The sequence below is a fragment of the Microbacterium meiriae genome (assembly GCF_040686935.1).
Taxonomy (GTDB): domain Bacteria; phylum Actinomycetota; class Actinomycetes; order Actinomycetales; family Microbacteriaceae; genus Microbacterium; species Microbacterium meiriae.
Genome location: NZ_JBFBMF010000003.1, coordinates 51,267 through 71,196 on the forward strand (window position 1 = coordinate 51,267; position 19,930 = coordinate 71,196).

Annotated in this window: 21 protein-coding genes; 10 read left to right on the forward strand and 11 right to left on the reverse strand. The window is 70.1% G+C overall.

Translation table 11 applies throughout. The features are described from left to right. Positions 1-17: 17 nt before the first annotated feature. A complete protein-coding gene (locus AB0P08_RS10100) occupies positions 18-332 on the reverse strand; it encodes a hypothetical protein (protein WP_363589776.1) in 315 nt (104 codons plus the stop codon). Between the two features lie 257 nt (positions 333-589). On the opposite strand from AB0P08_RS10100, the gene AB0P08_RS10105 reads away from it, so the two are divergent. Then, positions 590-1,216 carry a hypothetical protein gene (locus AB0P08_RS10105; protein WP_363589777.1) on the forward strand — a complete coding sequence of 209 codons (627 nt, stop codon included), beginning with the start codon at positions 590-592 and terminating at the stop codon, positions 1,214-1,216. A 17-nt stretch (positions 1,217-1,233) separates the two neighbouring features. Here the strand turns inward: AB0P08_RS10105 and AB0P08_RS10110 are convergent, their stop codons facing one another. Continuing rightward, positions 1,234-1,623: a hypothetical protein gene (locus tag AB0P08_RS10110; RefSeq protein WP_363589778.1), complete on the reverse strand. Its 390-nt coding sequence runs from the start codon at positions 1,621-1,623 to the stop codon at positions 1,234-1,236. A 117-nt stretch (positions 1,624-1,740) separates the two neighbouring features. Here AB0P08_RS10110 and AB0P08_RS10115 point away from each other — a divergent pair, with 117 nt between their 5' ends. Continuing rightward, entirely contained in the window at positions 1,741-2,361 is a 621-nt protein-coding gene (locus tag AB0P08_RS10115; protein ID WP_363589779.1) for a cyclodeaminase/cyclohydrolase family protein, read from the forward strand. 15 nt (positions 2,362-2,376) lie between these two features. Here the strand turns inward: AB0P08_RS10115 and AB0P08_RS10120 are convergent, their stop codons facing one another. Then, entirely contained in the window at positions 2,377-3,057 is a 681-nt protein-coding gene (locus tag AB0P08_RS10120; RefSeq protein ID WP_363589780.1) for a hypothetical protein, read from the reverse strand. A gap of 425 nt (positions 3,058-3,482) precedes the next feature. On the opposite strand from AB0P08_RS10120, the gene AB0P08_RS10125 reads away from it, so the two are divergent. After that, positions 3,483-4,973 (forward strand): thioester domain-containing protein, encoded by a 1,491-nt coding sequence (locus AB0P08_RS10125; RefSeq protein ID WP_268776586.1) that lies wholly within the window; start codon positions 3,483-3,485, stop codon positions 4,971-4,973. On the opposite strand, the gene AB0P08_RS10130 is transcribed toward AB0P08_RS10125, so the two are convergent. From AB0P08_RS10130 to AB0P08_RS10140, 3 genes are all read right to left on the reverse strand, one after another. Beyond that, positions 4,941-5,951, reverse strand: coding sequence for a cation efflux transmembrane domain-containing protein (locus tag AB0P08_RS10130; RefSeq protein ID WP_363589781.1), 1,011 nt, complete (start codon positions 5,949-5,951; stop codon positions 4,941-4,943). The two genes, AB0P08_RS10125 and AB0P08_RS10130, sit on opposite strands and share 33 nt — an antisense overlap. Continuing rightward, positions 5,948-6,433 (reverse strand): transporter substrate-binding domain-containing protein, encoded by a 486-nt coding sequence (locus AB0P08_RS10135; protein WP_315638337.1) that lies wholly within the window; start codon positions 6,431-6,433, stop codon positions 5,948-5,950. The genes AB0P08_RS10130 and AB0P08_RS10135 overlap by 4 nt, the downstream gene beginning before the upstream one ends. Before the next feature lie 124 nt (positions 6,434-6,557). Beyond that, complete coding sequence (locus AB0P08_RS10140) at positions 6,558-7,274, reverse strand: helix-turn-helix transcriptional regulator (RefSeq protein WP_363589782.1); 717 nt, start codon at positions 7,272-7,274, stop codon at positions 6,558-6,560. A gap of 136 nt (positions 7,275-7,410) precedes the next feature. Between AB0P08_RS10140 and AB0P08_RS10145 the strand changes: the two genes are divergently transcribed. The 4 genes from AB0P08_RS10145 to AB0P08_RS10160 all read left to right on the forward strand — a co-directional run bounded on the left by AB0P08_RS10145 (position 7,411) and on the right by AB0P08_RS10160 (position 11,605). Further along, positions 7,411-8,811 carry an MFS transporter gene (locus AB0P08_RS10145; RefSeq protein WP_363589783.1) on the forward strand — a complete coding sequence of 467 codons (1,401 nt, stop codon included), beginning with the start codon at positions 7,411-7,413 and terminating at the stop codon, positions 8,809-8,811. A gap of 9 nt (positions 8,812-8,820) precedes the next feature. After that, positions 8,821-9,927 (forward strand): sensor histidine kinase, encoded by a 1,107-nt coding sequence (locus AB0P08_RS10150; RefSeq protein WP_363589784.1) that lies wholly within the window; start codon positions 8,821-8,823, stop codon positions 9,925-9,927. Beyond that, positions 9,924-10,601, forward strand: a complete 678-nt coding sequence (locus tag AB0P08_RS10155) for a response regulator (RefSeq protein WP_363589785.1) — start codon at positions 9,924-9,926, stop codon at positions 10,599-10,601. The genes AB0P08_RS10150 and AB0P08_RS10155 overlap by 4 nt, the downstream gene beginning before the upstream one ends. Before the next feature lie 137 nt (positions 10,602-10,738). Next, the gene (locus AB0P08_RS10160; protein WP_363589786.1) at positions 10,739-11,605 is read left to right on the forward strand and encodes a CPBP family intramembrane glutamic endopeptidase; all 867 of its coding nucleotides are present in this window, start codon (positions 10,739-10,741) and stop codon (positions 11,603-11,605) included. A gap of 19 nt (positions 11,606-11,624) precedes the next feature. Here the strand turns inward: AB0P08_RS10160 and AB0P08_RS10165 are convergent, their stop codons facing one another. The 3 genes from AB0P08_RS10165 to AB0P08_RS10175 all read right to left on the reverse strand — a co-directional run bounded on the left by AB0P08_RS10165 (position 11,625) and on the right by AB0P08_RS10175 (position 14,292). Continuing rightward, positions 11,625-12,722: a YihY/virulence factor BrkB family protein gene (locus AB0P08_RS10165; RefSeq protein WP_315638342.1), complete on the reverse strand. Its 1,098-nt coding sequence runs from the start codon at positions 12,720-12,722 to the stop codon at positions 11,625-11,627. A gap of 111 nt (positions 12,723-12,833) precedes the next feature. Beyond that, on the reverse strand, positions 12,834-13,367 hold the full coding sequence (locus tag AB0P08_RS10170) for a DUF488 domain-containing protein (RefSeq protein ID WP_363589787.1): 534 nt from the start codon (positions 13,365-13,367) through the stop codon (positions 12,834-12,836). Next, the gene (locus AB0P08_RS10175; protein WP_363589788.1) at positions 13,360-14,292 is read right to left on the reverse strand and encodes a LysR family transcriptional regulator; all 933 of its coding nucleotides are present in this window, start codon (positions 14,290-14,292) and stop codon (positions 13,360-13,362) included. Before AB0P08_RS10175 ends, AB0P08_RS10170 begins: the two co-directional genes overlap by 8 nt. A 147-nt stretch (positions 14,293-14,439) precedes the next feature. On the opposite strand from AB0P08_RS10175, the gene AB0P08_RS10180 reads away from it, so the two are divergent. Genes AB0P08_RS10180 through AB0P08_RS10190 form a run of 3 tightly spaced genes read left to right on the forward strand, consistent with a single transcriptional unit; the run spans position 14,440 to position 17,694 of the window. Continuing rightward, the gene (locus AB0P08_RS10180; protein ID WP_363589789.1) at positions 14,440-15,816 is read left to right on the forward strand and encodes an MFS transporter; all 1,377 of its coding nucleotides are present in this window, start codon (positions 14,440-14,442) and stop codon (positions 15,814-15,816) included. A 40-nt stretch (positions 15,817-15,856) separates the two neighbouring features. After that, positions 15,857-17,077 carry an FAD-dependent monooxygenase gene (locus AB0P08_RS10185; protein WP_363589790.1) on the forward strand — a complete coding sequence of 407 codons (1,221 nt, stop codon included), beginning with the start codon at positions 15,857-15,859 and terminating at the stop codon, positions 17,075-17,077. Further along, a complete protein-coding gene (locus AB0P08_RS10190; RefSeq protein ID WP_363589791.1) occupies positions 17,074-17,694 on the forward strand; it encodes an NADPH-dependent F420 reductase in 621 nt (206 codons plus the stop codon). Before AB0P08_RS10185 ends, AB0P08_RS10190 begins: the two co-directional genes overlap by 4 nt. 89 nt (positions 17,695-17,783) lie before the next feature. Here the strand turns inward: AB0P08_RS10190 and aztD are convergent, their stop codons facing one another. Continuing rightward, positions 17,784-18,983, reverse strand: coding sequence for a zinc metallochaperone AztD (aztD, locus tag AB0P08_RS10195; RefSeq protein WP_363589792.1), 1,200 nt, complete (start codon positions 18,981-18,983; stop codon positions 17,784-17,786). Between the two features lie 28 nt (positions 18,984-19,011). Then, positions 19,012-19,929 (reverse strand): zinc ABC transporter substrate-binding protein AztC, encoded by a 918-nt coding sequence (aztC, locus tag AB0P08_RS10200; RefSeq protein ID WP_259954033.1) that lies wholly within the window; start codon positions 19,927-19,929, stop codon positions 19,012-19,014. Position 19,930 lies beyond the last annotated feature (1 nt).

Consider the following 19,930-nt stretch of genomic DNA (forward strand, 5'->3'; position numbering starts at 1 on the left):
ACCCTGCTCGCGGCGATTCAGCCACCCATGAGGAACGCGGCGGTGGGAAGGGCCGACACGGCCCCCAGCACGGTTCCCGCGACCGGCCACGCGTAGCCGCCGCGGTCGGCACGGGCGAAGACGAGCCCGATGATGCCGAGGATGAGGGCGATGCCGCCGACGAGGACCGCGAGCGGCAGCGTGAGGAACAACAGCCATCCGTAGTTCGGGTCCGCCGTCCCCGCCAGGACGAAGACGATCGCGGTCGGCAGGATCCCGACGAGCGCCACGACGGTGGCCGCGACCCCGCATCCGAAGGCTCGGCGACGAGGTGACGGGATGATCTGGCTCACGGGGCGATCCTAGCCACCGCCTGATCGCGCGACGAAAGCGTCGTTCTCGGTGGCCACGGCTCCACGCGATCGGAGGATGCGAAGATGAGGGGCGAGCCGGGGGAGGGGTGGCCGATGAACACCGAACATGACGAGGACGTCGGCGCGTTGCGAGGGGTCGTCGGCCGGGTGCTCCGCGGCGGCGGTCAGTCGACGAGGGGAGCGGAGGGCGCATGCGATCGATGACTCCGATACCGGGGGGCCCGTGGCCGCACGACATGATCATCACCGTCGACGATCGCCCTCACGCCCTGCTCGAACTGCTCTGGGTCCGGGAGGCGCACGGGCTGGTCCCCGTCGACGACGCGCTCCCGCCGCTCCTGGTCGACCGACCAGCGGAGGCGGAGCGGCCCGTGGACGCGCAGACCCGTGAGCGCTGGGCGGAGGTCTGGCCCCGGATCTGGGACAAGGCTGTCGCGCACGCCGCGACGGAGCCGGATCGGACGTTGTTCGACCGCGCCCTCGATCCGACGATGGGTCCGGATGAGCGGGAGACGCTGCTCGGTCAGCTCGTCGGCCCCACGGCGCGGGATGAGTTCGGAGACGATGTCTTCGGCGACGCGGCCTACCGCGAATGGGAGCGGCGTGGCTCCGACGCGCACCTCGCGACGAACCGCACGACACTCGCGGACAGCCCTGAACACCGGGACGTGGCGACGCTCGCCGACGCCTGGCGGCGCGGCCTCGGGAAGGTGGTCACGCTGCCGTGCCGCGGGGTGTACGTCCGGCAGATCGGTCCTCGCGCCCTCCTGGTCACCGATGCGGTACGGAACGACGCCGCCACGTATCGCACCGCGCTGGAATCGTTCCGCCGGTCATCCTCGCAGCGACCGTCGACGGCGTGAGGCTTCCGCGCGCGACGTCAGAGGACCAGTGGGAGGAAGGACACGATCAGGCCGACGGCACCGACCGCGGCGAAGACCACCCCGACAGTCCGCAGGACCCGGCGCAGATGCGGCGGCTCACCGATCCGGATGCGGGCCGGGTCGTTCGAGCTGTGGAACCCGTCGAGCCATCCGTCGGTGGTGGCCGTGGGCTCGCTGCGGCGCAGCGGTCTCTCGTGGAAGTCGCCGCCCGCGAACCAGCGAGCGGTGGGGCGGCCGTCCCGATCGATCACGGCGATCTCGACGGGGATCCACTGCCCCTCGACGAGCCGGATCAGCAGGGCCACGATGAGGAGCGGCACGCCGATACCGAGACCGATCCAGGACAGCACCTCGCCGACGACGGAGAGGGTATCGACGAGCTGCACGAGTCCATCGTAGAGACGCATGCATCCGGAGTCGTGCGAGACGCGGCGCCCGATCACGGAGGACCGCTCGCTGATCCGCCGTCATACTGCATCCTTCCCACGGATAGTCTGACCGGCATGACCGATTCTGCAGACATCCCGACGTCCCGCCCGATGGACGCCTGGCTCGACGCGCTCAGTCAGCCCACCGGATCACCCGGTGGGGGTGCGGCGTCGGGGGTCATGCTCGGCCTGGCCGCGGCACTGATGGGCATGGTCGCCGGATACACCCGCGAGGACCCTGCCGCTGCCGAGAGCACCGGCCGCCTCGACCCCGTGCGCGCGGAGCTCCTGCAGGCCGTCGAGGCGGACGGCGTGGTGTCGGCGGGCTTCGGTGCCGCGCTCGCACTGGCACCGGAGGACCCGGCACGGGAGGAGAGGGTGCGGAACGCCGCCCTCGACGCTGCTGCGTCCGTCGCGCGCCTCGGCCGCATCGGCATCACCCTGGTCGCCGAGGCGCGCACTCTCGCGTCGCACGGCAACCCGCACCTCGCCGTGGACCTCGCCGTCGCGACGGAGGCCCTGGAGGCCGGCCTCTCGGGTGCCTCCCTGAACCTCCGCGCCAACCTGCAGCTCGCTCGCGCACACGGCGCCTCGCCGTCCATGCGGTCCGGGCTCGACGAGGAGGTCGGGCGATTGGCGGAGGCGCGGACCCAGGTCTCGCGGATCACGGCGGAGCTGTCTGCGCGCCTGGACTGACCGTGTTCCTGCGGCTCACCCCTGCGTGAGGCGATACGAGGGCCCGCGAAGGGCCCGCATCGACGGGTATGTCTCGGCGCCCGGAAGGGGTCGCCGGTCGATGTCGAACCGCAGGCTCGCATCGTCCGCATCCCGGGGGGAGTCGAGCCTCACCTCGGCGAAGGGATGCCAGATTCCGCCGGGCGAGGCGTAGTACAGCCGGAGCTGCCACGGCTGATCGTCCACCGCCCGGCGGAGCTCCGTCACGGCGCCGGGGAGGCGACGGGGTGGAACGGTTCGCGCGCCGAGCATGACCGGACCGCGCGGCGTCCGGTACGGCACGACGCTGCTGAACGTCGCGCGGGTCGGCGTGAGACGGGGGAGGAGCAGGAACCGCCCGGGGACGCCGATGCCCGTCGAAGCCAGCTGAAGGTCGACCTCCTCGGCGCCGTGCACCCAGCGGATGCCGAGCCCATAGACGTCCGGCGCCCACGAGGGCGTACCCACCGAGCGCGAGACCCGCACGACGACCGGCGCCTCGGCGGCCGGAGGGTCGTCGATCCCTCGGATGCCGGATCCCGGGTTCGGCCGCAGGGTCAGCCGCCCGTTGAAGATGGCGCCGTGCGCGTGGATCGGCCTGGGGTGCCGGACGAGGAGGATCAGGGCCATGACCCCTCGAAGGGCGAGGCCCAGGCCTCGGGACAGGTAAGCGCTCATGCGGCCATGGTGATCGCGCACTCCCCGCGGATCGACCCCTTGGCGTCGGCCCCCGCGGACGGGCTACGATGCGGTCGTCGTCGGGGTAGGAGGAGATGGATCGTCAGGGATCTTTCGTGACGGACACCCGTTGCGCGGGCCGTACGCATGGTTCATCCTGAACGTGCTGCACCGATCGACTCGGGGGGCCTTGCCGGTCGCGCTGCGGCCGACGGAGCGCCTGCCACTCAACTCCCTCCCCCGGCGGGCGCTCCGCTGCGCGAGAAGGTGCTCGCTTGCGCGACAGGTCACCCGGACTCACCCGGGTGAACATCGCTCACCCCCTTTTCCCCGGAGGAGCTTGTGCCTATCGTCGGTGACCAACGGCGGGCTGTCGCAGGTCGGGGAACCCGTCACTCGGATCATCGGCGAGATCGAGGCACACCATGCACACCGAGACGACGCGATCGCGTACGCGCACGGCAGGGGCTCTTCTGGCGACGGCCATCGCTGCGGCGATGGTGCTCTTCGGAGCCACGCCGGCATCGGCTCTGTGGGATCCCGATCCGGTGCTTCCGCGGGCCGGCTTCTTCACGCAGGTCACCATCACCGGCTCGCAGTACCCGACGAACGTGACCGGCGAGCTGACGACGCTGGGGCCTACGCCCGGCCCCTATCCGGCGACCGGGGCCTCCGTGGAGGCCGTGAGCCCCCAGCTGATCACCATCGCCGATCCGGTCTCGGGGGCGACGGCTTCGGCGTACTGCATCGATTTCAGTACCGAGACCGGCGTCGGGGCGGGCTACAACATCGGCGAGTGGGACGAGTCCAACGTGCCCAACCTCGACTACATCAACTACATCCTCACCAACTACTTCCCGTTCGACACGAGCAACCCGATCTCCGGGCTCACGCTCGCCCAGCAGGTGGCGGCCGTGCAGAGCGCGATCTGGTACTTCAGCGACGGATTCGTCCTGGCCACCGGCACCACCGCGACCATCCGGAACGCCACGGCCGCTGTCGTCCAGGATGCGCTGGACAGCGGAGGTCTCCCGGAGCCGTCGGTGCCGACGCTCGGCATCGAGCCCGGCACGACGACGATCCCGGAAGACGGCTCGATCGTGGGACCGTTCACCGTCTCGGGCACCGCCAGCGGCACGCTCGACGCCGCCGCGGGCGTCGAGGTCTTCCTCGATCAGGCGGGAACCCAGCCCGTTCCCGTCGGCACCGCCGTCGCGTCCGGTGCGCAGCTCTGGGCGCGCTGGACCGGACCCGCGGCACCCGTGAACGGCTTCCGGATCACGGCGCAGGTGCCCCTGACGCAGGGCACGGTCTATCTGTACGACCCGGAGTCCTCGGACAGACCCGCAGCGCAGAAGCTGGTCCTCGCGCAGACGACGACGCTCCCGGTCCGCGCCGGGGTCCGGGCGACGCCCTACGCCTCCGGCGAGATCACCGTGCAGAAGATCATCACAGGTGACGGCGCGGGACTTCAGGGCGCCATCACGATCGACTTGGCCTGCACGCCCGCCCCGGCACCCGGCGTCGTCGTCTCCGCCACGATCCCCGCCGGAGCGACGGCCGCCGACCCCGTCGTCTTCTCCGGGCTGCCGGATGGCGCGACCTGCACGGTCAGCGAGTCCGCGGACGGCGCCAACGACGCGGTCACGCTCGCCGCGCAGACCATCGAACCGGCGACCGTGACGGTGGACGCAGCTGCGACCACCCCGGTGGCGGTGACCGTGACGAACACCTACGACCCCGTCGAGTCGCCGAGCAACGGCGGCGGCGAGGAAGGCGGTGAGGGCGGCGGTGAGGGCGAAGGGCTCGCCGCCTCCGGGCCGACGCCGATGACGGGCGCGCTGACGGTGGCCGGGCTCGGTCTCCTGCTCGCGGGTGCCCTGCTACGGGTGCGGCGACGGGCGAACCTGCGCTGACGATGCCTCGTCCTCGTCCTCCCGCCGCGTCAGATGGTCGGCGAGTTCGGGCACGAGCACGAGGACGACGTCGACGAGCTTCCAGTCCAGCTCGTGGCACTCCTGGCGCGCGCGGTCGAGGTCGGCCAGGGAGGGCAGGGCATCGTCGACGGGCACGATGAACGCTTCGACGTGGAAGAACTGGCCTTGATCCCTCGTCCGCACCGCGACGTCGCGGACCCAGGGCAGGGTGCGGAGGTGGTCCAGCACGGCGTGGGAGTCGGGGTGCGGCTTCTCGTCGTCGAAGGTCGTCGCCCTGGTGTCCATGAGGTCGGTGATCGCGGCGCGGGTGTTGCGCCACCCGTCCCAGAGGATGCTCCCCGCGATGAAGGTCGCCGCGGCGGCGTCCGCCCACCACAGTCCGAGCCCGATCCCGCCGACCCCGACGATCGAGCCGGCCGCGGTCATCCAGTCGGCCTTGTTCATGTCCGCATCGGCATAGAGGACCTTGTTGTGCAGATCCTTGGCCAGGCGCATCTTCACACGCCCGAAGTAGATCGGCAGCGGAATGGTCAGCGCCATCATGCCCATCATCAGCCAGCCCGACCAGATCACGTGTCCGAACACCTGGACCGACCCGATCGGAGGCCGGTCGCCGCTCACCAGCCCGATGACGGAATCGACCAGGAGGAACGCGCCCATCGCGAACAGGGCGACGCCGGCGACGAGGTGGGCCACACCGACGGAGCGGAAGAACCCGTACGGATATTTGACGGTCGGCGGCTTCGCGATGATGCGGACGGCGACGAGGAAGGCGATCGGCGGGGCGAGGGACAGCAGGTCCTCGATCCACGCGGCCTTCATCGCCTGCGAGCTGCCCATGACGAGGTAGACGCCGGTGATCGCCACCGCGAGGAACGCGAGCGTGAACCACTCGTAGCGGATCGCTCGACGCAGGGTGTCCTGCTGCCCGGGCGGAAGGTCGGGATGAGCCCTCATCGCGCGTCTCCTCGTTCGAGCAGGAAGGTCTCCAGGGTGGTGAGGAACCGGTTCTCCCCCAGAACGGTGAGCATCACGTGCTTCTTCGTCTCGCCCGCGGTCGTCGCGTCGTCGAATGGGACGGTCATCGCCGCCTTCTCGACCCAGGGGGTGTCGTCGGTGAACCCGCCGACGGCCAGGTCGAGGGCATGGTCGTGCAACCGCTCGGCCAGGTTCGCCTCGCTGTCGACGGTCCAGACGACGGTCGCGTCCAGCGTCTCGGCGAACTCCTCCACGAGGCGCACTTCGACCCCGGCCGGGTCCGACGGATCGGTCGTGTCCGTCCACGGCGGGTTGTGCGTGATCCCGACCCGGATCTGGCCGTCGCGGGCCTTGTCGAGGGTGCCGTCGACATCGGCGGGGATCGCCGTGCAGCCGGCGAGCGCTGCCGCGATCGCCGCGGCACCGGTGACGCTCGCGATCGCCCTTCGGTGATGACGCATCCACATGGCTTCGCCTCTGCCCCTCGCATAGGAAGACGCGCCGCACAGGCGGCGCGCCGGGTCATGGACCTCACCATAGCGCCGCGTCGGTGGAAAGCAATTCCCGGGCAGCGCGTCGCCGATTTCAGCGGGCGCGGGCTTCCTCGAGGTAGTTGTAAGCGGTCACCCGTGAGATCCCGAGCCGCTTCGCGATCGCCTCGACGGACTTGCGCATCTGGGTGGCTCCGCGCTGATCCAGGCGCTCCAGGACGCTGATCCTGTCGTCGCGGGACATCGCCTCGACAGGCCTGCCGATGTCCCGGATCGCCTCGGTGATCATCGCATCCATCACGGATACGAGGTCGGTGCCGAAGTGCTCCTTCGGCGCGGACTCCGATGCGGTGGCGGGCAGGAGCGCGTCCAGCAAGTTGCGGGCCTCGCGGAGCGGACTGACGTCGACGTTGATGCACAGCGACGCGATGATGTCGCCCTCCCGGTTGTGGAAGTAGATGGACGAGCAGCGGAGCTCCCGGCCGTCGCTCGTGTGGGCGGTGTATCCGAACGCATCGTGGTTCTTCTGCCGATCCCGCAGCACGTCGAGCCCGAGCGAGGTGGAGGGGCCGCCGACGGCCCGTCCCGTGACATGGCCGTTCTCGATCGCGACGATCGTGTGGCCGAGGTCCACGTCGTTCCCGTCGAGGTTGTGGAGCACGACCTCGACGGAGGGTCCTGCCGCCGCAGCGAGCGCCGGCAGCAGAGGCCGGTACATCTGCAGAACCTCCTCGGCGCTCTCGTAGGTCTCCTGGCGGGACGGCAGCGGGAGCGACGCGGCGGCTCCTTCGTCGGCGGGGACTGGGAACACGGTGAACACCTCAAGTTGAACAAAAAGTACGAGTCATAGACAGAATGTCTCTGCCCCTGTTAGTTTATCGACGCCGGGGACGGTGGTCGAGGGGCGACCGCGGCCCGGCAGCGACTCATCTGGCAAGGAGGCTGGGATGACCACGACCGCGGCTCGGGGCCGACTCACGGCGAAGCAGCGCAAGACGATCGCCGGCGGTGCGATCGGCACGATCATCGAGTACTACGACTACTACCTGTACGGTCTGGCCGCGGCTGCGGTCTTCCCTGCGGTGTTCTTCTCCTCGAACGACCCGGTCGTCGCGCAGCTGTCGTCGTTCGCGACGTTCGCCGTCGGATTCTTCCTCCGTCCGCTGGGCGGCATCATCTGGGGGATCGTCGGTGACAGAGTCGGACGCAAGGTCGTCCTGATGAGCACCGTGGTCGGCATGGGCGTCGCCACCACGGGCATCGGACTCATCCCCTCGGACCAGGCGATCGGCATCGCCGCCCCCCTCCTGCTGCTCCTGTGTCGGCTCCTGCAGGGCTTCTTCGTCGGCGGGGAGATGGGGGGAGCGGCGACGATGGTGGTCGAGGCGGCTCCCACCGGCAAGCGCGGGCTCTACGGGGCCTTCCTCATCAGCGGGGCGGGAATCGCCAACGTCTTCTCCGGTGGGCTCATGGCAGCGCTCGGAGCCACTGATGACTCGTGGTTCCTGCAGTGGGGCTGGCGCATCCCGTTCGTGCTCTCGATCGTCCTCGCGATCGCCGCCGTGGTGCTGCGTCGTCAGCTCGAGGAGTCGGATGCCTTCACCGAGACGCAGACGCTGCAGCTCACGATGGTCGGCAAGAAGGTCAACCCGCTGGTCGAGGCGTTCCGGCATCCGAAGAACGCGATCATGGGCGTCCTCATCGGCCTTCCGCAGTCGATCGCCGGCTACGTGGTGCTCACCTACGGTCTGGCCTTCATGGTCTCCAACGAGGAGCTCCCTGCCTGGATGGGCTTCGCCGGGACCATGATGGTCGGCCTCCTGCAGATCTTCGTGGCTCCGCTCTGGGGCGCGATCTCCGATCGCATCGGGCGCCGTACCGTGTACATCATCGGCTGTCTGGGATTCGCCGCCATGGTGTACCCGGCGTTCCTCATGTTCAGCACGGGCAACATGTGGTTGATCTGGCTGGGGCAGATCCTGGGCTTCGTCGTGTTCGGCGTCGCGATGCAGGCGACGCTGGCGACCATGCTCGCCGAGATGTTCGACCCTGAGGCGCGGACCACCGGTGTGAACATCGGGTACCAGATCTCCAACACCCTCGGCGGCGGACTCGCTCCGCTCATCTGCACGGCGCTGGTCGCGCCGGCGGGGGGAGCCTTCTGGCCCGTCGTGATCTACTCGGCCGTCATCGCCGTGGTCGGGGTGATCGCGACGCTCTCGGCATCGATCATCCCCGACGTCGAAGGGGCCGGACGCCTGCATGCGCTGGCCGGGACGCCGTCCGCGGAGGAGGCGCCGCTGGACGGCGGTGCACCGGGAGCAGTCGAGCGGGCGTCGAGAGGGTAGAGCTTCATCGTGCACATCGTGCGCACCCGGTGGGACGTCGTCGTCGCCTGCGCCCTGATCGTGCTGTCCTTCGTGCCAGGGGTGGCGCAGCAGGGACTGGAACTCGCCGGCCTCCCGGATCGACACCTCGATCCGGGAGGTCTCATCCTGATCGCGGCGCAGGGCGGCAGCGTGGCGCTGCTGCGGAGATGGCCCGGGACGGCGCTCGCCCTGTGCTTCTCGGCGTTCGCCGCCTTCCAGCTTCTCGGGTATCCGACCACCGTCGCCGCTCTCGGACTCCTGATCTGCCTGGTCGGCGCGGGTGCCCTCGCGTCCCGACACCGCGGCGTCATCGCCGCGGGGATGCTCTCCTGCTATCTCGTCTTCGCGGTGGTGCTCCTGCAGATCGACCAGAGCCTCGCGATCACGGACGCGGTGGTCTTCGGCGTGATGCTCGCGGCGCTGTGGCTCTGGGGCTCGTGGCTGCGAACCCAGACGGCGGCCCGACGGGAGCGCGCGCGACAGGCGGAGAAGGACGCGATCGCCGCGGAGCGCGCGCGGATCGCCCGAGAGCTGCACGATGTGGTCACGCATCACGTGACGGCGATGATGATCCAGGCCGAGGCGGGGCGGCTGCGCCCCGGCCTCGACGAGGAGACGAACCGCGTGCTCGCCTCCATCGCCGAGGGAGGTCGCGCGACGCTGGTGGACCTGCGGAGTCTTCTGGGCGCGCTCGAGGCGACCGCCGACGGCTCCCGTGAACCGGCGCTGCAGACGATCGCGGAGCTCGTCGCCCGTGCCCGGTCGACCGGGCAGACGGTCCGGCTCGAGGAGCGGGGGGAGCACCGGGTGCTGCGCGGAGCGGCAGGACTCGCGGTGGTGCGCGTCGTGCAGGAGAGCATCACCAACGCGAGGAAGCACGCCCGAGACGGCGTGGCGGATGTCCGCGTGGAGTACGCTCCGGATGCGATCCTGGTCGAGGTGACGAGTCCGCGCGGCCGCACGCCCGCCTCGGACACCACGGTCGGAGGGCGAGGGGTGATCGGGATGCGCGAGCGGGTGGAGAGTCTGGGCGGGGAGTTGCATGCCGCCGGGGAGGGCGATCTGTTCGTCGTGCGCGCGAGGATCCCGGCATGAGTCCGTCGGACGCACCGGCATCCCTGCGCATCGTGGTGTGCGACGACCAGGAGCTCGTCCGCACGGGCTTCGTCACGATCATCGACGCCCAGCCGGACATGACGGTGGTCGGGCAGGCCGCGAACGGCGAGGAGGCTCTCCGGGTCGCCGCCCGGGAGGAGCCCGACGTCGTGGTGATGGACATCCGGATGCCGATCCTCGACGGCATCGAGGCGACCAGGAGGATCGCCGGGCCCGATGTCGACAGGCCGGCACGTGTGCTCGTGGTCACCACTTTCACGATGGACGCCCTCGTCTACGACGCTCTGCGGGCCGGCGCGAGCGGCTTCCTCCTGAAGGATGCGCGACCAGACGAGCTGACGGCGGCGATCCGGACCGTCGCCGCAGGGGAGTCGTTGATCGCCCCGGCGGTGACGCGGGCGCTCATCGGCCGCTACGGTGAGCGTCTCCGGCCATCGGGGCAGGAGAGCGATCGGTTCGATGCGCTCACCGCGCGCGAGCGGGAGGTCCTGCTCCTCCTCGCCGACGGTCGCTCGAACGCCGAGATCGCCGGACAGCTCGTGATCAGCCAGGAGACGGTGAAGACCTACGTGTCGCGGCTGCTGGTGAAGCTCGGCGTGCGGGACCGGGTGCAGGCGGTCGTGCTCGCGCACCGTCTCGGCCTGGCCACCTGACGACCTCGCCCTCGCCCCGCGGCGGTCCGGCGCTTTCGCATCCCCCGAGCGAGGGACCTGAGATGTCCACGGTTGGGCGATTCGCCCCGCTCCCGCCGTCCGTAGCGTCGTTCCTGCAGCAGTCACGAGGAGGAACGATGAACGACACGACGTGGGATCCGGACCAGGCGGAGAAGCCCGAGCGACCAGGAAGGCCGGGTCGGAGATGGGTACGGATGACCGTCCTCGTCGTCGGGCTCGGTGCGGCGATGCTGGGCGCCAACGCCGTCGCCGCCGGAGTGCAGAACGCGGCGCTCAGCCTCGTCGTCGGGCCGGCGCTCGCCGCGGGCATGATCGCCCTGTACGTCTGGGCAGGGCGCCACCTCGAACGGCGAACCGTGACCGAGTTCCCCCGGGAGTCCGCGCGGAGGCACATGCTCCTCGGCACCCTCGGGGGGCTCGCGCTCGCGACACTGTCGATCGGGATCATCGCCCTCTTCGGCGGCTACCGGATCACCGGATGGGGGTCGCTCGCCGGAGCACTGGCGCTCGTGGGGACGATGTGCGCCGTCGCCGTCTCGGAGGAGGTGTTCTTCCGCGGGGTCGTGTTCCGCCTGCTCCGGGGACGATGGGGCGCGACCGTGGCCCTGCTCGCATCGGCGGCGATCTTCGGCCTCCTCCACCTCGTCAACCCCGGTGGGTCGCTGTGGGGCGCGGTCGCCGTCGCGGTCGAAGCCGGGCTGATCCTCGGCGCGGCCTACCTGCTCACCGGCTCCCTCTGGCTGGCGATCGGTCTCCACCTCGGCTGGAATGTCGCCATCGGTGGGATCTTCGGAACGGTGGTGTCCGGATCGGCGGCTCGCGACGCCCTGCTCACAGGGGCGACCTCCGGTCCCGAGTGGTTGACGGGAGGCGCTTTCGGGCCGGAGGGAAGCGTCGTCTCCATCGTCGTCTGCCTGGCGGCGACCGGGGTCCTCCTGTGGGTCGCTCATCGCCGCGGTCGTGTGCTCGGGCGGATGCGATGACGTCGGCGGTGGCCGCAGGTCACGGCCGCCGCGACTCCTCCCGCGGAGGGTCGTCGCCTTCGCCGTCGTCGTCGTTCTCGACGCGGATGCGCCGTCCCTCCTCGATGTCCTTCCGCTCCTTCTCCGCCCGCTTGTCGCTCTGGCGGGTGTCGCGTGCGGGGAGCTGGATGTCGCGCTCGGCGGCGATCCCGGCCTGAAGCTGGCGGCCGCGTTCCAGCTCCGCGTCGAACTCCGCGCCGAACAGCAGGGCGAGGTTCGCGATCCACAGCCACAGCAGGAACACGATGACGCCCGCCATCGATCCGTAGGTGCGCTCGTAGTTGGAGAAGGTGGTGACGTAGAGCACGAAGCCGAGGGTGGCGACGGCCAGCACGACGATCGCCACGAGGGCACCCATGCTGATCCACCGGAACTTGGGCTGCTTGGCGTTCGGGGTCGCGTAATAGAGCATCGCGACGAGGAAGACGACGACGAACAGCAGCAGCGGCCACTTGGCGATGCTCCACGCGAGCTGCACGCCCTCGCCGGCGCCGATCGCGTCGCCCAGCGCCGACACCACGTCGCCGGAGAGCACGAGCACGATGGCGACGATGGTCAGCGAGACGACGGTGATGAGCGTGACGAGCAGCTGCATGGGGCGCAGCTTCCAGAACGGCCGCCCCTCCTCGATCTCGTAGATGCGGTTCATCACCCGGCTGAACGCCCCGACATAGCCCGACGCCGACCACAGCGCGAGGAGGATCCCGGTCACGAGCGCGATGCCGGCGCCGGGAGCCTGGGAGATCTGCTCGATGGGACCGCGGAGAGCTTCCGCGGTCTCCGGCGGTGCCACGTCGCCGATGATGCCGAGCACGGCGTCGGCGGCGGCCCCGCCCTGGCCGAACACGCCGAGCAGCGAGAAGACGGCGATCATGGCGGGGAAGATCGAGAGCACCGCGTAGTACGTGAGGGCCGCGGCGCCGTCCATGCACTGATCGGCGGAGAACTCCCGGACGCTCTTGACCAGGACGTACTTCCACGACCGCTTCTGCAGATCGGTGGGGCTGTCCGGCTTCTCGTCGTGCTCTGGCGATGGAGCGGACGCGGATCCGCTTCGTCCTGTGGCTGCCTTCGACATGGCTCCTCCTCGGCGTCGGCGCGAGCACTGCTCACGATCCAGTCCTACGAGGAGAAGAGGTGTTCCGGCACGGGGGTTGCGCGAAGACCAGACGAGGGGGATGCTGTGCGGTCATGCGGCCGGGTAGGTGACCGTCCCGTCCGCGCGGGCGACAGCGCCGGCGCTGAGCTCGGCCGGATCGACGTGCCCGGGACCGAGGATGTGGCGGACGACTTCGTCCCGCGCGAGGAGGTGGTCGGCGATGATCCGTCGATGGCACCGCCACCACACGCTCTCCGAGCACATCACCGTGACGCGCCGCTCGCGGCCCTCGGCGCGGAGCTCGTCCAGGGCCTGCCCGAAATCCGCGGAGAGGGCGTGATCGGCGTAGTTGTGGAAGCTGCGGTTCTGCCACCACGCGTTGGTCTCGAAGGGAACGTCCCTGCTCACGGGGCGGCGACCCGTCAGCCCCTCTGCACGGTGGTAGGCGATCCCGGCGGTGCGGAGGGAGGACGCGAGTGCGTCCTGGTCGAACTGCGGATGCCGCTTCGAACCGGGGAGGCGGCGCACGTCCACGACGCTCTCCACACGGCTCTCCTGCACCAACGCGAGGAACTCATCGATCGTGCGGGTGGAGTGCCCGATGGTGAAGAACGGCTCAGACATGAGGTGTCCGCACGTCCGCGCGTCCGTAGTCGCCGAGCTTCTCCACCGCGAAGTCGAGGAGGGCATCGGCACGCGACGTCAGGGTCATGTCCGCCGGCCAGATCCCCACGACGTGGGAGACCGTCACCGGGGGGTCCAGGGGGCGGATCACGACCGGGCGTCCCTCGCTGCTCACGGGCAGGGTGTTGGGGCGGGACATGAGGAGGCCGTAGCCCAGGCCTCGGCCCACGAGGGCTTCGACGAGGGCGAGCTGGCTGACGCGGGCCTCGATCCGGGGCTCGAGTCCGCGCGCGGTGAAGGCATCGATGACGTTGCGCGTCCCCGGGCTGGCGTCGTACTGGATGTAGGGCTCGTCGGCGAGGTCCGGCAGGTCCAGGGTCGCCGCATCGGCCAGCGGGTGCGCGGGCGGCAGGTGGACCTCGAGCTCGGTGGCATAGATCCGCCGACGACGGTATCCGGCGGGCAGGGACACGTTGTACACGAGCGCCACATCGAGGTCTCCCGCGTCGAGTGCCGCGAGGAGTTCCTCGTTGGTGCCGATCATGATCTCGAGCTGCACGCCCGGATGGCGCTTCGGGAAGCCTTCGAGCAGCTCCGGAACCACGCTGGTCGCGAAGCTGGCGTAGCACCCGAGCGTGACCGGGCCGCGTAGCTCGGTGCCGCGGCGCGCGTCGAGGACGAGCTCCTGAGCCTCCGCGACGATCCGACGGGCCTGCTTGGCGAACTGCTGACCGGTCGGCGTCAGAGTGAGGCCGCGTGCCTTCCGTCGCACGCAGAGCTGGGCGCCGACCGCCCGCTCCAGGCTCGTCACCGCCTGAGACAGCGCCGATTCCGAGATGTGCAGATGAGCTGCCGCGGCGCTGAGGGTAGGGAAGTTGGGCAGGGCGGCGAACAGCTCGAGCTGCCTCATGCTCACGTCGGACATGACGGCTCCCCCTCGATTCTTCTTCCGCTCACCTGAACTATAACCACGAAGAAGTGCGATTTACGTACAGAGTCCCCGCCCTCACGATGAGAGGGACACATCCCGATCCCCTCGCTCGCGAGGGGGACAACGACGTTAGGGACGACCATGACCTCCTCTTCCGCATCAGGCAACGCCAGCTCGCAGCGCCGCATCGCCTTCGCGACGATCATCGGCACGACCATCGAGTGGTACGACTTCTTCATCTACGCGACGAGCGCCGGGCTCGTCTTCGCACAGCTCTTCTTCCAACCCGCCGGCAAGGAGATCGGCCTGCTGCTCTCCTTCGCCACGGTCGGCATCTCCTTCCTCTTCCGTCCGCTCGGCGCCTTCCTGGCCGGGCACTTCGGCGACGTCCTGGGGCGGCGCGCGATGCTCGTCCTCACCCTCGTGCTGATGGGAGCGGCCACAACCCTCATCGGTCTGCTGCCGACGTACGCCCAGATCGGGATCGCCGCGCCGATCCTCCTGCTGCTGCTGCGGATCCTCCAGGGTCTCTCGGCCGGCGGTGAGTGGGGAGGTGCGGTGCTGATGGCCGTGGAGCACGCCCCGGCCGACCGTCGAGGGCGAGCGGGGTCGTGGCCCCAGCTCGGGGTGCCCCTCGGCTTCCTCCTCGCCTCCGGAGTGACGGCCCTCATGACCGGCGTCATCACCCCGGGTGCCGCGTACCTGGAGTGGGGCTGGCGTGTGCCGTTCCTGGTGAGCGTCGTGCTCATCGCCGTCGGGTTCGTCATCCGGCGCTCCGTGTCGGAGAGCCCCGTCTTCGCGGAGATCGCACGCCGCGGACGGCAGTCCCAGGCGCCGATCGTGACCCTGTTCCGGCGCCACTGGTATCTGGTGCTCCTGGCCGCCCTCGTGTTCGCGGGCAACGGCACGCTCGGGTACATGACGACGGGTGGCTTCCTCAACAGCTATGCGATCAACGTGCAGAGCCTCGACACCACGGCGGTGCTCGTCGCCGCGTCGGTGGCCGCCGTCGTCTGGTTCTTCTCGACGCTCCTCGCCGGGTACCTCTCCGACGTGATCGGGCGGCGGAGCACCTTCCTGATCGGTTTCGCCCTGCAGGCTCTCGTCGTCTTCCCCGTGTTCTGGCTCGTCGACCACGGAGGTCTGCCGGGGCTGTACGCCGCGCTCGTCCTCATCTCGACCGGACTGGGCCTCACGTACGGGCCGCTGGCCGCCTGGTACTCGGAGATCTTCCCCGCCTCGATCCGCTTCTCGGGCGTCTCGATCACCTACGCGATCGGCGCGGTGCTGGGTGGTGCGTTCGCACCGATGATCGCCCAGCTGCTGCTCGACAGGACCGGTACGACCGTGGCCGTGTCGGCCTACCTCCTGGTGGCCTCGCTCCTCGGCGGCATCGCGACGCTGTGTCTGCGGGACCGATCGGGGATTCCGCTGGGACCGGACCACGAGGCCGAGCAGGCCACGGGAGCCACGATGTTCCGGTCTCGTCCGGCTGCGCCCGCGCTGGCCGCGAAGTGAGAGGACGCCTGTTCGTGCGTCATTCGATGAAGGAGAGGCAATGGTAGACAGCAGGACGAGGATCGCCGTGATCGGCGGGGGGATGGGCGGGCTCACGGCCGCGATCGCCCTCACCCGGATCGCCGGTGTCCAGGTCACCGTGTTCGAGCAGGCGACGGCGCTCGGCGAGGTGGGAGCAGGCGTGACCGTCGCCCCGAACGCGCAGCGCGTGCTGGACGCCCTCGGTGTGCTCGACCAGGTGCGACGGGCCGGGGCGACCCCCGACGGGCACGGCGTCTACCTGGATGCGAGTGGGGCGCTCGTCACCGACGCGGCGTGGGAGGACTCCGCGAAGCAGTACCGGAACATCGGGATGTACCGCCCGGATCTCATCGAGGTCCTGGCGCGCGAGGTCGACGGGGAGAGCATCCGCCTCGGGCACCGCCTGGCCTCCCTGCGCACGGAGGAGTCCGGCGTCCGCGTCACCTTCGAGAACGGGGTGACCGACCTCTTCGACGCGGTCATCGGGGCGGACGGAATCCATTCCGTGGTGCGCCGCAGCATCGTGCCCGATCCGGAGCCCGTGTACTCCGGCTACATCGTCTACCGGGGCGTCGTCGACGCCTCCCACCTGCCCGCGGACTGGCCGCGGATCAGCCAGGTGTGGATGGGGGATCAGCGGCACTTCATGTGCTACCCGCTGCAACAGCGCACCCTGTTCAACTTCGTCGCCGGGGTCCCCAGCGACCGTCCGCTCCACGGCCCCTGGTCGGGCCCCGCCGACGTGAGCGAGCTCCGTGCCGAGTTCGCCGGCGAGATGTGGGACACCCGGCTCCAGCGCTTCCTGGGAGCGATCGAGAAGACGTTCTGGTGGGGGCTCTTCGACCACGAGCCGCTCCGCAACTGGTCCCACGGAGCGGTGACCCTGCTCGGCGACGCCGCACACACGATGCTGCCGCACCAGGGCCAGGGCGTGAACCAGGCAGTCGAGGACAGCATGGCGCTCGCCGTGTTCCTGAAGGCCGCCGACACGGTCGCCGACATCCCGGAGGCGTTCCGGCGCTACACCTCGGTCCGCATGCAGCGGACCGCGATCCTGCAGCACGGCTCACGGCGGGCGGGGTGGATGTTCGACGCGCAGCACGAGTTCGCGGACCGGCGGAAGCGCGACACCGACCTGCGCGTCGGGCGCGACTTCCGCCGGAGCGCGGTCTTCGACTACGACGCGAGAAAGGTCGCCGAGAGGGCGCTGGCCCGCTTCCGGAAGGAGCAGTACGCATGACCTCGATCAGCATCATCGGCAGCGGGAGGATGAGCGCGGCGATCGCGGACGTCGCCGCGCGCGCCGGCGCGGGTATCCAGATCGTCCGTCGGAGCACCGCCAGTTCCTCCGGCGACCGCCCCGACGTCACGTATGCCGCGCTCGGCGACGACCTCACGGGCGACCTGGTGGTGCTCGCAGTCCCCTCTGCGGCGTACCCGAGCATTCTCGACCACTATCGCGAGCGCCTGCGCGACAAGGTCGTGATCGATATCAGCAACCCCATCGACTTCACGACCTACGACGAACTGACCGTCCCGTCCGATTCGTCGAGCGCCGCGGAACTCGCGCGGATGCTCCCCGAGGGGGCAGCGGTCGTCAAGGCGTTCAACGTCAACTTCGGCGACACCCTGGTCACCGGCACCAACGGCACCACGCGGACGACGGTCCTCTTCGCCGGTGACTACGCGGAGGCGAAGATCGCCGTCGCGTCGCTGATCGAGGATGCGGGACTCCGCGCCGTCGACGTCGGTCCGTTGTCCCGCGCTCGGGAGCTCGAGGCGATGGGGTTCCTCCAGATCGTCCTCGCCGCGCTCGGCGCCACGAGCTACGAGTCGGGATTCACCCTGCTGCCCTGAGGGTTCCGCGTCTGGTCGTGCCGGGAACGTGCACGGGACACGATGCTGCGGGTCCGCCCCGGAACGGGACGGACCCGCAGCGCCGAGGCTCAGCCGGCCGCCGGCGCGATCTCGTTCGGGGTGACCTCCAGCTCGGTGCTCGCGAGCACCTCGCCCGTGCTGAGGTCGACCGCGTGCACGCTGTCCGCGGCGGGCTCGGTCACGTAGGCGATGTCACCGGCGACGACGATGGCGGGGTGCGGGTCCTGCCACTCGGCCGGCCCTTCCCACGCCTCGATGACGGGGTAGGAGTCGGTGATCTCCCCGGTCTCGGGGTCGAGCACATGGATGGCACCGTCGGCGCCGAGGATGTAGGCCAGGTCGTCCGGCCCCCGCACGACGTCGCGGAAGGTGTACTCCGCTCCCTCCGGCAGGGAAACGACCTCGGACGTCATCGCCGTGGTGTCGATGAGCGTGACGGCGTCGAGCAGGTACCCCTCGGCGTCGGGATCGTTCTTGTAGTCGCCCACTACGATCGGGCTCGTCTCGCTCACGTAGGCGTTGCCCATGCGGCCGTACGGCTGGTCCGGGGCGGCGAGCTTGGTGATCTCGCCGTCCTTGTAGACGAGCGCGCCGTCCTCGCAGCCGAAGACGACGACCTCGTCGGACGCCGTGCCTTCGCCGTGGACGCCGGGGCACTGATCGGACGCCGCGATCTCCGTGCCCTCCGCATCGCGCACCACGATGCCGCTGCGACCGTCCGCATCGCCCACCGTGGTGAGGAACGTGCCGTCCTCCAGCAGCACCGAGACGCCGTGGTGCGCCTCGACGCCGTCGATGGTCTCCACTTCCGGGAGGCCGTCGTCGCCGAGGGCGGCGGTGTCGAAGATCGTGGTGTCGCTCGTGCCGTCGGCGTAGAGGATGGTCTTGCCACCGTGACGGACCACGTGGCCGGGGGTGTCGGCCGCGAACACCGTGTCGGTCAGCGCCGCGTCATCGGTCGACCCGGCTCCGGTGTCGAGTACCTGGAAGCCCTCGCTCATCGTCACCATGACGTGGCGACCGTCGCCCGCCGGGTTCAGGCGGGTGAACGGCTCCGAATCGAAGTCGGCGACGGTGTCGAGGGTCTCCCCGTCGAGGACGAGGATGCCGCCCTCGTACGAGATGGCCACCCGGGGGCCGGGGTCCGACTCCGGGGCATCGCTTCCGGCGGAGCCGGCCCCGGGGCTGGTCGAGCAGGCGGCGAGCGTCACGGCGGCGCCGAGGGCGACGGCCCCGGCCAGCGCCCGGCGCAGGGGGAGTGTCTTCATGCGGTGCTTCTTTCTTGTGAGGGTGGTCTCAACGGGTGAGACCGGAGGCGATGCGCTCGGTGTTGACGCGCATCATGGTCAGGTAGTCCGGGGCGCCGCCGTCTTCCGCGGTGAGCGACTCGGTGAACAGCTCGATCACCTCGACGTGGACGTCGGCCTCCTCGGCGAGCGCCTGGACGAGGCGGTCGGGGGAGGAGGACTCCGCGAAGACGGCGGGCACGCCCGTGTCCTCCACGGCGCCCACGAGGTCGGCGAGGTCGGAGGCCGAGGGTGCAGCGAGCGTGGTTCCGCCCGGGATCACGGCGCCGACGACCTCGAAATCGAAGCGGTCGGCGAGGTAGCCGAAGACGTGATGGTTGGTCACGAGCGCCCGGCGTTCGTCCGGGATCCGGGCGAATGCGGCGGTCATCTCGGCGTCGAGCGTCGTGAGCTCCTCGCGGTAGTCGGCGACGTCCGCGGCGAGGGTGTCGGCGTCGATCCCGTCGAGCGCGGCCAGGGCGGGCTCCAGGGCATCGACGACGTCGATCATGCGCGCGGGGTCGGTCCAGAAGTGCGCATCGGGCATTCCCGCGGCGTCGCCGTCGCGGTAGTCCAGCACCTCGATCGCGTCGCCGGCGACGAAGGACGGCACCTCGGCGGCGACGGCCGCGTCGAGATGCTGCTGCAGGCCCTCCTCGAGCCCGAGCCCGTTGGAGACGAGGAGGTCGGCGTCCCGGAGCGTGGCGGCCTCCTGCGCCGAGATCTCGAACGAGTGCGGGTCCGCGTTCGGCTTCATGAGGGTGACGACGCGAGCCTGACCCCCGACGAGCTCGCCGACCACGTCGCCCAGGATGTTCGTCGAGACGACCACCACCGGTCGCGTGTCGGCAGGGGTGGCGCAGGAGGTCAGGGTGGCAGCGGCGCACGCGGCGAGCGCCGTGGCGGTGAGAACGCGGAGGAAGCGCATG